The organism is Catenulispora sp. GAS73, from assembly GCF_041262085.1.
In the GTDB taxonomy this organism is placed as follows: Bacteria; Actinomycetota; Actinomycetes; order Streptomycetales; family Catenulisporaceae; genus Catenulispora.
Map to the genome: position 1 here is coordinate 207,919 of NZ_JBGCCM010000016.1, position 12,717 is coordinate 220,635.

Genomic DNA, 12,717 nt, shown 5'->3' on the forward strand with positions numbered 1-12,717 from the left:
ATGCCCGTCCGCTTACGCTCAGTTGCCTACCGCGGATTGCAACGCCTTGTCGGTCGCCGGTCCATAGGTTCCGTAGGCGTCGGGCGGGCTGGTACCTGGGTTTGCGTCCTGGAAGTTCTGGACCGCGTTCGTCGTGTCGCTGTTCCAGGTGCCGGTGACCTTGAGCCACCAGTCGCCGGACTTCTTGAGGTTCTGTTGAAGTTGCGACACCGCCGGGCCGCTGGAGCCGGGACCCAGAACCGTGAACGCCGGCGAGGCGGAGCTTGTCGGCGGCGGCGGCGGTGCCGTGGCGCTGCTCGTCGGTGTCGACGGCGCGCTGCTCGGCCGCGACGTCATCTGCGAGCTGCTCGGCGACGAAGGGTGCGACGTACTCGACGCCTTCGACGGCGACTTCGAACTGTGCGACGTCGAAGGCGTGCTCGCGCTCTTCGACCCCGAGCTGGAGTCGGTCGGCGATCCGGTGGGCGTCGGCGTGCCGGGCGCGGACGTGGCGCTGTCCGACGGCGTCCCCGGGGCGGCGCCGGCCGCGCCGTTCGTCGTGGACCCGGCCGCCGCGGGGCCCGCCGACGGCTGGCCCGATCCGCCGCCGAGCACGCTGTAAGCCGCCACTCCGACCACCGCCACGCCGGCCAGGATCGCCCCGATCTTCACCGCGCGCGGCGGCCGGTTCCCGCCGCGGTGCCGGGCCCAGTCGGCGTCGTCGTGGAAGTGGCCGTGCTCGCCGGGCGCCGGGTTTTCGTGCTCCGGATAGTGGTCCGGGTAGCCGTCGTAACCGTCGTAGCCGTCGTCGGCCGGCACGGCCAGGATCGGCATCGTCGTGGTCAGGTCGCTCATCGGCGGATCCGGCTCCGGGGCGGGATTCTGCGGCGGGGCGTTCCGGGCCACCGCGCGCGGCGGCGGCATCGGGGTCGAGAGCAGTCCGGGGACCTGCTGCGGGTCGGCGTCGCGGGGTGGTCGCGGGCCGGGGACGCCCTGACCTCCCGGGCGCGAGCCTTCGGGGCCGGGGCCGTTCTGCCGACCGCGACCGTTGGGCTGCTGCCGCCCATTGGGTTGCTGCTGCCGACCGTTCGCCTGCGGTTGCCGGCCGTTCTGCCGTCCCTGTCCGCCGCCCGGTGCGCCTTGTCGGGGCCGTCCGCCGGACGAAGCCCGCACGAACGGGCGCACCATCGTCGGGTCGTCCTCGACGAAGTCCTCGGGTGGGCGCGACGACTGGTCCCCAGCGCGGCCACGTCCAGGCTGCCGCCGTCCGGGTTGTTGCTCCATCGGGTAAGCCCCCAACATCCGTCCGCCAGTGATCGCTTTACTACCGCCCCACCCGCGGTGCCCCGGAGAGTACCAGTAAATTCCCGCGCCGCTCCGGCAATGACGCCTCCCCGCGCGCGTCGCCCACGGCACTCCAGGATGAACCCGGGCGTTGAGTAGATTGGACGGCTATCAGCTTCGAAACCATACACAGCCGGAGGTAAGGGTTCGGATGACGGAGACCGCGACTACGAGCCGCGTGCAGCGTTTCCGCGCCCGGATCCCGACGCTGCTGGTCTGGTACTGCCGGATCGTGGCGCTGGCCTCGTTCCTGTCCGCGCTCTCGCCGCGGACCAACGAGCGCATCGACCGGCTGCCGGACTACATCCTGTTCAGCCTGGGGTTCCTGCTCGGCGTGCCCTCGATCGGCTTCGGCGTGCTGATGCTGATGCTCGGCGCGGCCGTGCGCCGGCGCAAGCGCGTCGCCTGGTGGCTGCTGATGGTGCTGGGGCTGTTCGTCGGCCCGCTGGGCTGGCTGGCGATCAGTGCGCTGCTGTACAACGTCACCTCCTCCGACCTGCAGCCGCTGGCGCCGCTGATCGTCGCCTTCGTGGTCCAGGCGCTGTTCATCGGGCTGGTGATCTGGTCCCGCAAGCAGTTCTACGCCGTCTTCGACGCCGCCAACTTCCGGCTGGCGCTGATCGTGCTCGGCGTGTCGCTGGCGCTGTCGACGGTGCTCGGCGTCACCCTGGTGGCCTGGAACGACGCCAACCCCGCCACCGACCTCGGCGACCAGGCGCTCTACACGCTCAAGGCGGGCATGGCCGGCACCGGGATCTGGTGGTACGACACCGCCGTCGAGGTGCCGCACTGGGTCGACGTGACGGTCAACCTGATCGGCTCCCTGATGATCCTGGCGGTGGCCTGGGCCCTGTTCCAGCCGCGCCGCGGTACCTACCGGCACCTGGCCGAGGACGACGACCGGCTGCGCACCCTGCTGGACAAGTTCGGCGACCAGGACTCGCTGGGCTATTTCAACCTGCGCCGGGACAAGGCGGTGATGTGGTCCCCGACCGGCAAGGCGGCGATCGCCTACCGGCCGGTCGGCGGGGTGTCGCTGGCCTCCGGCGACCCGATCGGGGACGTCGAGGCCTGGCCCGGGGCGATCGAGGCCTGGCTGGCCGAGGCCCGGCAGCACGCCTGGGTACCGGCCGTGATGGGCGCCTCGGAGGAGGGTGGCAAGGTCCTGACCCGGTTCGGCCTGGACGCCATCGAGCTCGGCGACGAGGCGGTGGTCGAGGTCGACGAGTTCACCCTGGAGGGCCGCGCGATGCGCGTGGTCCGGCAGGCGTACAACCGGGTCGAGCGCGCCGGCTACCGCACCCGCATCCGCCGGCACGCCGAGATCCCGGCCGACGAGATGGCCCGCCTGGTCCGCAGGGCGGACGACTGGCGCGACGGCAGCGTCGAGCGCGGCTTCTCGATGGCGCTGGGCCGGCTCGGCGACCCGGCGGACGGCCAGTGCGTGATGGTCGAGTGCCTGGACGGCGACGGGACACTGCGCGCGCTGCTGTCCTTCGTGCCGTGGGGGACCAAGGGGCTGTCGCTGGACCTGATGCGCCGCGAGCGCGGGACCGAGAACGGCCTGGTCGAGTTCATGGTGATCGACCTGATCAAGGCCGGCCCCGACCATAAGGTGGAGCGGGTCTCGCTGAACTTCGCGATGTTCCGCAGCATCTTCGAGCGGGCCGGCCGGATCGGCGCCGGGCCGTTCCTGCGGCTGGCGCGGGTCGTGCTGTCGGTGTTCTCGCGCTGGTGGCAGCTGGAGTCGCTGTACCGGGCGAACATGAAGTACCGGCCGGTCTGGGAGCCGCGCTACCTGTGCTTCCCGAAGGCCCGGGACCTGGCGCGGATCGCCATCGCGGCCGGGCGGGCCGAGGGGTTCCTGGCGTTCCCGACGCCGCGGTTCCTGCGGCTGCGGCGGGAACCGGAGTTGGCGGCGGTTCCGGCGGCCGCGGTGGCGACCGAGGCTCCGGCGGCTCCCGCAGCTGCTCCGGAGCTGGAGAAACCACGCGGAGACTGAACATTTGAGCGTCGTACATATATACAAGGAGAGCTTTCGCGCCGAGGGCTGCTGACATCGAAGCTACCGAGTAGTAGCTTTCCGCTGTGCCTCTGACGCTGACGCTGCTGACCCTCGTGGTGGCCTTCGCCGACTGGACCGCCGTCTCGCGGCGCGCCATGGATTCGGCGTCGGTGGCTGCGCGCCGTGCGGAGTACGTCGCCAAGCCGCTGACCATGGTCGCGCTGACCGCCGCGGCCCTGGCCATCGCGCACGCACAGCACGCCCCGGCCTACCTCGTGGTGACCATGACCGCGGCCCTGGTCCTGAGCCTGGTCGGCGATGTGTTCCTGATGCTGCCGGAGGACTCCCCGGCGGCCGACCGGAACTTCGTGCTCGGCCTGGGCGCCTTCCTGCTCGCACACGTCGCGTACATCGCGGCGTTCGTCCGCCTCCATGCCCACGGCGGCTACGCGATCTCTTTCGTCCTCACCGGCCTGGTCCTGGCCGGCGCCCTGTTCGCGACTGTCGGCCTTCCGATCCGCGCCGCAGCGAAGGACGAGGATCCCGCCCTGGCCGTGCCGGTCTTCGCCTACGTCACCGTCATCTCGCTGATGGTGGTCGCGGCCTGGTGGACCGGTGACCTGCGCATCATCCCCGGCGCGCTGCTGTTCGCCGTCTCCGACGCGATGATCGGCTGGACCCGGTTCGTCCGCAAGGACTGGGAGCTGGACGTCCCGATCATCGTCACCTACCACCTGGCGCAGATCCTGCTGGTCCTCGGCCTGGTCCGCAGGTAGGGCGGATATCTCGGAGGCGTCGCTGGTACCCTTGAGGTATGCGGGCTGTGACGCTGCTTCTTATGTCGCCGCGCTGAAACAGGACGGAGCCGCCATAGGCTCCGGTCAGCGCGGCTCCCCTCCATGCGCGAGGGGCTTTTTCATTTCCAGCACAGACCTTCATATCCAGCACAGACCTTCATGCCTGATTCTGACCAGACGTATCCCGAGGACTGAGACGACAATGAGCGAGCAGACCGACACACAGCCCAAGCCTGCTAGCGATGAGCCCAAGTTCCGGTACACGGCTTCCGTAGCGGCCGACATCGAGCCCAAGTGGCAGGAGTACTGGGCCGAGCACCACACCTTCGAGGTCCCGGACCACCCGGCCGACACCGCGGAGCCCAAGGCCTACATCCTGGACATGTTCCCGTACCCCTCCGGCGCCGGCCTGCACGTCGGCCACCCGCTGGGCTACATCGCCACCGACGTGCTGGGCCGGTACAAGATGATGACCGGCCACAAGGTGCTGCACACGATCGGCTTCGACGCCTTCGGCCTGGCCGCCGAGCAGTACGCGGTCGAGCACGGCATCCACCCGCGGATCAGCACCGAGGCCAACATCGCCCGGTACAAGGAGCAGATCCACCGCATCGGCTTCGGCCACGACACCCGGCGCGGGGTGTCGACCATCGACGTGTCCTTCTATAAGTGGACGCAGTGGATCTTCCTGCAGATCTTCAACTCCTGGTACGACGACCAGGCCGACAAGGCCCGGCCGATCAGCCTGCTGATCGGGCAGTTCGCCGACGGCGCCCGCCGCACCCCCGACGGCCGCGCCTGGAGCGCGCTGTCGGCGCAGGAGCAGGCGACGATCATCGACTCCTACCGCCTGGCCTACATCGCCGAGGCGCCCGTGAACTGGTGCCCGGGCCTGGGCACCGTGCTGTCCAACGAGGAGGTCACCGCGGACGGCCGCTCCGAGCGCGGCAACTTCCCGGTGTTCAAGCGCAACCTGCGCCAGTGGATGATGCGCATCACCAAGTACGGTGACCGACTGCTGGCCGACCTGGACCGGCTGGACTGGCCCGAGCCGATCAAGCTGCAGCAGCGGAACTGGATCGGACGTTCCGAGGGCGCTCGCGTGCACTTCGGCGTGACCGCCGTCGACGGCTCCCAGAAGACCATCGAGATCTTCACGACCCGCCCCGACACGCTGTTCGGCGCCACGTACATGGTGTTGGCTCCGGAGCACGAACTGGTGGACTCCTTCGTGGCGAAGGAGTGGCCGGCCGGCACCCGCGAGAAGTGGACCGGCGGACACGCCACCCCGGCCGAGGCCGTCGCCGCCTACCGCGCCGCCGCCGCGGCCAAGACCGAGGTCGAGCGGCAGACCGAGGGCCGGCAGAAGACCGGCGTGTTCACCGGCACGTTCGCGGTGAACCCGGTCAACGGCGAGGGCGTGCCGGTGTTCATCGCCGACTACGTGCTGATGGGCTACGGCACCGGCGCCATCATGGCCGTGCCCGCGCACGACCAGCGCGACTTCGAGTTCGCGCGGGCCTTCGACCTGCCGATGCAGATCGTGGTGGCGCCGCCGGCCCAGTGGCCGGAGGATGTCGCGGACTGGACCGAGGCCTACGACTCCAAGACCGCGCAGATCACCAACTCCGCCAACGACGAGGTGTCGCTGGAGGGGCTGCCGGTCCCGGCGGCGATCCGCGCCATCACCGAATGGCTGCAGGCCAAGGGAATCGGCGAGGGCACCGTCACCTACCGGCTGCGCGACTGGCTGTTCTCGCGCCAGCGGTACTGGGGCGAGCCGTTCCCGATCGTCTACGCGGCCGACGGCCCGGAGGCCGGCATCGCCCGCGCACTGCCGGAGTCCATGCTGCCGCTGGAGCTGCCGGAGGTCGAGGACTTCTCGCCGAAGACCTTCGAGGCCGGCGACGTCACCAGCGCCCCGGAACCGCCGCTGGCGCGCGCCACCGACTGGGTGAACGTCACCCTGGACCTGGGCGACGGCCCCCGCCAGTACTACCGCGAGACCAACACCATGCCCCAGTGGGCCGGCTCGTGCTGGTACTACCTGCGCTACCTGTCACCGACCGACGACACCCGCTTCGTCGACGCCGCAGCCGAGAAGTACTGGATGGGACCCCAGGACGACGAGGACACCGGCGGCGTGGACCTGTACGTCGGCGGCGCCGAGCACGCGGTACTGCACCTGCTGTACGCGCGCTTCTGGCACAAGGTGCTGTTCGACCTGGGCCAGGTGACCAGTGCCGAGCCATTCCGCAAGCTGTACAACCAGGGCATGATCCAGGGCGCCTCGTACACCGACGCCCGCGAGATCTACGTCCCAGCCGACGAGGTCGAAGAGCGCGACGGCGCGTTCTACTACAAGGGCGAGCCGGTCACCCAGCACTTCGGCAAGATCGGCAAGTCACTGAAGAACGTCATCTCCCCAGACGACATGATCGACGAGTACAGCGCCGACACCCTGCGCATCTACGAAATGTCGATGGGCCCCCTGGACATGTCAAAGCCCTGGGACACCCGCGCCTCGATCGGCAGCTTCCGCTTCCTGCAGCGCCTGTGGCGCAACGTGATCGACGAGGAAACCGGCGAAGTCACGGTCACCGACACAGAACCCGACGAGCCAACCCTGCGCGCGATGCACAAAACCATCGACGGCGCCCGCGCCGACATGGAGGCCATGCGCTTCAACACCGCGATCAGCAAACTGATCGAGCTGAACAACCACCTGACCCGCCTGCCCACCGTCCCCCGCCCAGCCGCCGAAGCCCTGGTGGTCCTGACAGCCCCCTTCGCCCCCCACATCGCCGAGGAACTGTGGTCCCGCCTGGGCCACAAGAACTCGGTGGCGCGCGCGGTGTACCCGGCCGCGGACCCCGCGTACCTGGTCGACGAGACGGTGACATGCGTAGTGCAGGTCGCCGGCAAGGTGAAGGACCGCCTGGAGGTCCCCCCGAGCATCGACCAGGACGCACTGCGCGAACTGGCGCTGGCCTCGGAAGGCGTGCAGCGCGCCCTGGAGGGGCGCGGAGTGCGGACGGTCATCGTACGGGCGCCGAAGCTGGTGAACGTGGTGCCGGCTTAGGGTTTCGCAGCTTGGCGGCCCGGCGCTGATCGCTTCGGCGGTCAGCACCGGGCGCTGACGGGCCAGCGCTGGCCGGCCACGTGGTGAGTCGTGTCCGACCGGACCATGCGGGGTGTTGGTTCTGGGTCCCTCGCCGCGTCGGCGGGCGAAGCCAACCTGCCCGGTTTGGTGGTGTCCAGCCGGACGAAACAGCACCACAGCAACAGCGATGCGGCTTGACGCCACCGGACCGGGCTGGTTCCGTAAGGCGACGACGTGGCGAGGGGCACAGAACCCTGGTGACCACAAGCAGCGCCGCCAGCAGACAGCGCGGCGCACCACGAGCGGACAGAAAGCCGAACAGTCGCGGGCCGCCGCCAAACAGCCGGACGCGCGGGTCGCCCCCTCGCTGTAGAGCGCCCGCCGGAGGCCTCAAGGTGCCCACCACGCACGACGATTGCCGCCTACGCAACGTGTGCGCAGTGACTCGGACCGGCGCGCGGTCGTGCCCACGAAAACCGGCGGCCGCCAGCGCTACATGCGGGGCACAACCGAACTGCGTCCCCCCGCGAGGCCATAAAACCATCCGCGAAGCCGTAAAAATCGCCTAAACCACCAACCAGCTGCGCCCCGAGTCCTTGGCTCACCCCGCAGAATCACCAACAGCCCCCGAACCAGCCACCCCAACCACCCCAACCACCCCAACCCCCGAACCAACCACCCCACCCCCCAACCCCCGAGGCAACAACAGCGGCGTCGCCAACAGCAGCGCGCCCGCCACCCCAAGCCCGAACCGCGGGCTGGTCGCCGACGCGAGCACCCCCCACAGCGCGGTGGCCGTCGCGATGCTGATCTTGTTCGTGATCGACCACGCAGACAGCACCCGCGTGACGTTCGCGCCCCCGGCGTTCTCCAACCGGTGCGTGGCCAGCACCGGGTTGTACACCCCCGACGTGGCGATCAGCCCCGCCTCCATCGCGATCACCAGCAGCAGCCCCGGCAGCCCCGGCCCGACGAACGCCAGCCCGACCGGCCACACCGCCCGCACCGCCCCGGCGACGCGCAGCACCGCGGGGCGGCCGTAGCGCGCGACCAGCCGTGGGCTCAGGCGCGAGCCGAGCAGGCCGCCGAGACAGGGGATCGCGAACCCCAGCCCGTACTCGAACGGCGAGAACCCGAGCCGCCCCAGCATCAGCACCGCGAGCAGCGGCGACTGCGCCATGATCAGGGCATTGACAGCGGCCGCTGTTGAAGTACAGCGGCCGCAGCGCCGGGTTCGTCAGGATGTGCCGCCAGCCCTCGACGAGGTCGCGGACGCGCAGCCCGGCGGCGCCGTCCCGCTCCGGCGGATCGGCCTCCCCGCCCCCGATCGCGCGGATCCCGACCGCCGACAGCAAATAGCTCACCGCATCCGCGACCACCGTCACCACCGGCCCGAACAGCCCGATCGCCGCCCCACCGAGCGGCATCCCCAGCACCGTCGCCGTCCACTGCGTGGACTCGAACCGGCCGTTGGCGACCAGCAGGTCCTCCTGCGCGACCAGCGTCCGCATATGCGCGCCGGCGGCAGCGGTGAACGTCAGGTCGGCCGCCCCGGTCACGATCGACACCACGAGCAGCTGCGCGAACGTCAGCACCCCGAAGCCGTACGCGAGCGGGATCGACAGCAACGTGAAGAACCGCACCAGGTCCATGCCGATCATCACCGGACGCTTGCGCCGGAACTCCACCCACGGCCCCAGCGGCAGCGCCACCAGCGCCCCGGCCGCCGTCCCGGCCGCGGACAGGGCCGCGACCTCCGCCGTCCCGGAATGCAGCACCCTGATGAGGATCAACGCGAAGGCGTTGAACGCCAGCCAGGTCCCCAGCGTGCTGACCGCGTACGCCGACCAGAGCCAGTTGAACTGCCGCCCCAGGCTCCGCCGCACCTTCGGTTTCGATCCGTCCGCCATACCCGCACGCTCCTGGGAATCCACAACCAGCTGCTGACTCCCGGCATCCAATCGGCCCCGAGAAACCCAGGTCAAACAACCAAAGTGACCACTGAACACAACTCCCAGTTGTGTAGCTAGGCTGACCCGCCATGGACCTCGAAGCGGTGCGCACCTTCCTCCTGGCCGCCCAAACCGGACGCTTCCAAGACGCCGCGACCGAGCTCGGCATCACCCAGCAGGCGGCCTCCAAGCGCATCGCCGCCCTGGAGAAGGAACTCGCGGTGCGCCTGTTCACCCGGTCGGCCCGCGGCGCCCAGCTCACCATCGATGGCCAGGCGTTCCTGCCGCATGCCAGGGCCCTGATGCAGGCCGAGGCGAAGGCGCTCGCCTCGGTGCGGCCGGAGCGGCGCGCCCTGCGGGTGGACGTCATCGCCAAGCGCAGCGGGATGTCGGCGCTGCTGCGCGGCTTCCACGAGGCGCGGCCCGAGGTCGAGCTCGACGTCGTCACGCTGGTCGACATCGGCCAGGCGCTGGACGCGGTGCGCGGCGGGGAGATCGACGCGACGTTCCGCTACGTCGCGGACGTGCGCGTGCTGCCGCCCGGCGTGGAGTCCGCCCGGGTCTTCGACGACCGGCTGGACCTGCTGGTCGGCCCGCGGCATCCGCTGGCGGGGGCGCGCACCGTGACGCCCGCGCAGCTGGCCGGGCACCGCATCTGGATTCCGGGGATCGTGCCGGACGGCGTCGAGTGGTCCGTCTACTACAAGAAGCTGGCCGCGGAGTTCGGGCTCTCCATCGACGGCATAGGGCCGTTCTTCGGCAGCGACCACCTGATGGACGTCATCGCGGACTCGGTCGACGTCGCGTCGTTGGTGGCGGAGAAGCCGCGCCTGGCCTGGCCCGACGGCCACGACCTGCGGCGGATCCCGGTGCTGGACCCCACGCCGGTGTATCCGCACTCGCTGGTCTGGCGGAGTGACAACCCGCATCCGGTGCTGGCACTGCTGCGCGGGCATCTGGCGGCCACGGGCCGGCCGGTCGGGGCTCCGGGGTCCTGGACGCCGGCCGGGGCTTGACGGGCTTGAGGGCCTGACGCGTTTGAGGGCCTGAGGGCTTGTGACCCCTCACCGCGGCGAAACCACGACCCCCAGCACCCCCGGCCCCACATGCGCGCCGATGACCGCGCCGACCTCGCACACCGTGACGCCGGTCAATCCGGGCAGCCGCTCGCGCAGCCGGCCGGCCAGGGCGTCGGCGCGCTCGGCGGCGTCGAGGTGCTGGACGGCGATCTCGACCGAGCCGCCGTCGCCGCCGGCCCGCTCGACGGCGATCTCCTCCAGCCGGGCGATGGCCTTGGCGGAGGTGCGGACCTTCTCCAGCGGCTCGACGCGGCCGTCCGCCATATGGAGCAACGGCTTCATCGCCAGGGCGGAGCCGAGCAGGGCGCGGGCCGAGCCGATGCGGCCCCCGCGGCGCAGGTACTCCAGGGTGTCGACGTAGAAGAAGGCGGAGGCGGTCGCCGAGCGCTTGGCGGCGATCTCGGCGACGGCGTCCAGGTCGTGCTCGCCGTCGCGGCCGGCCTCGGCGGCGGCCAGCACCGCGAAGCCCAGCGCCATGCCGATGGTGCGGCTGTCCAGCACCCGGACCGGGATCGGTGCGTCCTTCGCGGCCAGCTCGGCGGACTCCAGCGTCGCCGACAGCTCGGCCGAGATGTGCAGTGAGACCACGCCCTCGGCGCCCCGCACGGCGGCCGCCCGGTACGCGGCGGCGAAGTCCTCCGGCGAGGGACGCGAGGTGGTGGCGGTCTCATGCGAGCGCAACGCCGCGACCAGCAGCGCACCGGTGTCCGGAGCCGCCTCGCTGTGCGGCGCGCCGCGCACGATCACCTCCAGCGGCACCGCGGTGACGCCGAAATCGAACGCCGTCTCCGCGGAAAGGCAGGCCGTGGAGTCGGTGACGAGCGCGATGCGGGACATACCGCCGAGGTTATCCGGAGGTGGCGTCCGGGCAAATGGGCGGGAGTCGGAACGGGCGTCCGATGCGGCGACCGTCACATAATCACCTGCCTTCCACGCGCCTGGCAACCACAATGCCCAGCATGAACGACGACAACCTCACCCTCATCAACCCGCCCGGACTGCACCCCACGTCCGGTTACGCCCACGTGACCATCAGCCCCGCCGGACGCACCGCCCACCTGGCCGGCCTGTGCCCCCTCGACGCCGACGAGAAGGTGGTCGGCCCGGACCTGGACGCCCAGATCGATCAGGTGGTGGCCAACGCACTCGCGATCCTGCAAGCCGCCGGCGCCACCCCGGCCGACGTGGTCCGCTCGGTGATCTACGTGGTCAGCGACCAGAGCCCGGTCCTGGCGGCGGCCTGGAACCGGCTCACCTCCTCGGCCCTGGGTCCCGCGTTCCGGACGGCCAGCACGCTGCTGGGGGTCGCGGCGCTGGGGTATGGAGGGCAGCTGGTCGAGGTGGATCTCACGGCGGCGCTGGAGGGCTGAGGCGGCGGCGTGCTTGTTGGCACAAAGCAAGAGCCCGGCGTGAGAACGCCGGGCTCAGTGTTCTTTGTATCGGGTTCTTTGTGTCGGTGTTCTTTGAATCAGCGCCGCGCAGACCGCCTGACCAGAACGAACCCGCCGGCCACCAGCAGCAGCCCGACCGAGGCGGCACCGGCCAGCATCGGCGTCGACATGCCGGTGAAGGCCAGACCGCCGTGCTTGACGCAGCTGCCTGACTTGCCGGTCGATCCGCAGCATCGACTGTCGCCTGCCGCCACGTGTCCCGAGCAGCACCGGCCATCATCCCCGGCCCCATTCGAACACCCGCCACGTGCGACCGGCGCGACCGGCGCGACCGGCACCACCGACCCGACCGGCGCCGCCGGAGCCAAAGGCGCCTTCCCCGGATCCCCGCTCGCCGGCCCCGGCGGGTCCGCGGGGTCCGGCGGGTCCAGCGGCGGCGGGGGCATGAACACCGGCGCTCGCGGCGGTCGCCCGGAGGCCGGGTCCGGTGCCAGCGGCGCGTGCAGCACCGATGCCGGGGGCGGCGGGGGCGGCGGTGGCATGAAGCCGTCGTAGTGCAGCGGGTCCGTCCGGACCAGGCCGCCCTCGCCGGGGACGTACGCCGTCGCGCGGGCCACCAGCGTGCGGAAGCCGACTGCCGCCGTCACCAGCGACGTGCACTCCAGCGACTGGCCCGGCTCCAGGGACAGGTGCCCGTTCTGGCCGTCCGGGCAGTCCACGTGCAGGGGCCGAGGGTCCAGGTCCTTGAGGCTGATCGTGATGTCGCGCAGGTCGGCCTCGCCCGGTGTGTCGGCCAGCGTGATGTGCACCAGGTGCTTGGTGCCGACGAGCAGGCGCTGGTCTTGGCCGTCCATCGTGGCGGTCAGGGTCATGCCCGCGCCGCCGCCGGCGAAGGCCGGCGTGGTGCCGGCCGCCGTCGCGGCCAGCGCCGGGGCCAGGCTGAGCCCGACCGCCAGCAGTAATCGCAAGGTACGCATGCTTCCAGATATGGGGAGCACGGCGTTGCGTTATGTCCGGCGCGCCGTCAGTTCCTACCGATGGCGCATTATGTGACCGGGCGTCCAATC

At 70.8% G+C, this 12,717-nt stretch carries 8 protein-coding genes and 1 pseudogene; 5 read left to right on the top strand and 4 right to left on the bottom strand.

The window, feature by feature from the left end; translation table 11 throughout:
* Positions 1-18: 18 nt before the first annotated feature.
* Positions 19-1,263, bottom strand: coding sequence for a peptidoglycan-binding protein (locus ABH935_RS24680; RefSeq protein WP_370380284.1), 1,245 nt, complete (start codon positions 1,261-1,263; stop codon positions 19-21).
* A 211-nt stretch (positions 1,264-1,474) separates the two neighbouring features.
* On the opposite strand from ABH935_RS24680, the gene ABH935_RS24685 reads away from it, so the two are divergent.
* The 3 genes from ABH935_RS24685 (at position 1,475) to leuS (ending at position 7,207) form a co-directional block, all read left to right on the top strand.
* Positions 1,475-3,325: a phosphatidylglycerol lysyltransferase domain-containing protein gene (locus ABH935_RS24685; RefSeq protein WP_370380285.1), complete on the top strand. Its 1,851-nt coding sequence runs from the start codon at positions 1,475-1,477 to the stop codon at positions 3,323-3,325.
* A gap of 86 nt (positions 3,326-3,411) precedes the next feature.
* On the top strand, positions 3,412-4,104 hold the full coding sequence (locus tag ABH935_RS24690) for a lysoplasmalogenase (RefSeq protein ID WP_370380286.1): 693 nt from the start codon (positions 3,412-3,414) through the stop codon (positions 4,102-4,104).
* A 223-nt stretch (positions 4,105-4,327) separates the two neighbouring features.
* Positions 4,328-7,207 (top strand): leucine--tRNA ligase, encoded by a 2,880-nt coding sequence (gene leuS / locus ABH935_RS24695; protein ID WP_370380287.1) that lies wholly within the window; start codon positions 4,328-4,330, stop codon positions 7,205-7,207.
* 622 nt (positions 7,208-7,829) lie between these two features.
* Here leuS and ABH935_RS24700 read toward each other — a convergent pair.
* Positions 7,830-9,138: pseudogene (locus ABH935_RS24700) on the bottom strand (MFS transporter).
* A gap of 131 nt (positions 9,139-9,269) precedes the next feature.
* Here ABH935_RS24700 and ABH935_RS24705 point away from each other — a divergent pair.
* On the top strand, positions 9,270-10,196 hold the full coding sequence (locus ABH935_RS24705) for a LysR family transcriptional regulator (RefSeq protein WP_370380288.1): 927 nt from the start codon (positions 9,270-9,272) through the stop codon (positions 10,194-10,196).
* Positions 10,197-10,244: 48 nt separating this feature from the next.
* On the opposite strand, the gene ABH935_RS24710 is transcribed toward ABH935_RS24705, so the two are convergent.
* Complete coding sequence (locus ABH935_RS24710) at positions 10,245-11,096, bottom strand: DegV family protein (RefSeq protein WP_370380289.1); 852 nt, start codon at positions 11,094-11,096, stop codon at positions 10,245-10,247.
* A 122-nt stretch (positions 11,097-11,218) separates the two neighbouring features.
* Between ABH935_RS24710 and ABH935_RS24715 the strand changes: the two genes are divergently transcribed.
* Positions 11,219-11,629: a RidA family protein gene (locus tag ABH935_RS24715; RefSeq protein WP_370380290.1), complete on the top strand. Its 411-nt coding sequence runs from the start codon at positions 11,219-11,221 to the stop codon at positions 11,627-11,629.
* A 98-nt stretch (positions 11,630-11,727) separates the two neighbouring features.
* On the opposite strand, the gene ABH935_RS24720 is transcribed toward ABH935_RS24715, so the two are convergent.
* Positions 11,728-12,627, bottom strand: coding sequence for a hypothetical protein (locus tag ABH935_RS24720; RefSeq protein WP_370380291.1), 900 nt, complete (start codon positions 12,625-12,627; stop codon positions 11,728-11,730).
* Positions 12,628-12,717: the final 90 nt, after the last annotated feature.

Excerpts from the sequence above, each read along its gene's own strand:
- ABH935_RS24680 (WP_370380284.1), bottom strand. The coding sequence starts at position 1,263 with ATGGAGCAACAACCCGGACGGCGGCAGCCTGGACGTGGCCGCGCTGGG.
- ABH935_RS24685 (WP_370380285.1), top strand. The coding sequence starts at position 1,475 with ATGACGGAGACCGCGACTACGAGCCGCGTGCAGCGTTTCCGCGCCCGG.
- leuS (WP_370380287.1), top strand. The coding sequence starts at position 4,328 with ATGAGCGAGCAGACCGACACACAGCCCAAGCCTGCTAGCGATGAGCCC.
- ABH935_RS24705 (WP_370380288.1), top strand. The coding sequence starts at position 9,270 with ATGGACCTCGAAGCGGTGCGCACCTTCCTCCTGGCCGCCCAAACCGGA.
- ABH935_RS24710 (WP_370380289.1), bottom strand. The coding sequence starts at position 11,096 with ATGTCCCGCATCGCGCTCGTCACCGACTCCACGGCCTGCCTTTCCGCG.
- ABH935_RS24715 (WP_370380290.1), top strand. The coding sequence starts at position 11,219 with ATGAACGACGACAACCTCACCCTCATCAACCCGCCCGGACTGCACCCC.
- ABH935_RS24720 (WP_370380291.1), bottom strand. The coding sequence starts at position 12,627 with ATGCGTACCTTGCGATTACTGCTGGCGGTCGGGCTCAGCCTGGCCCCG.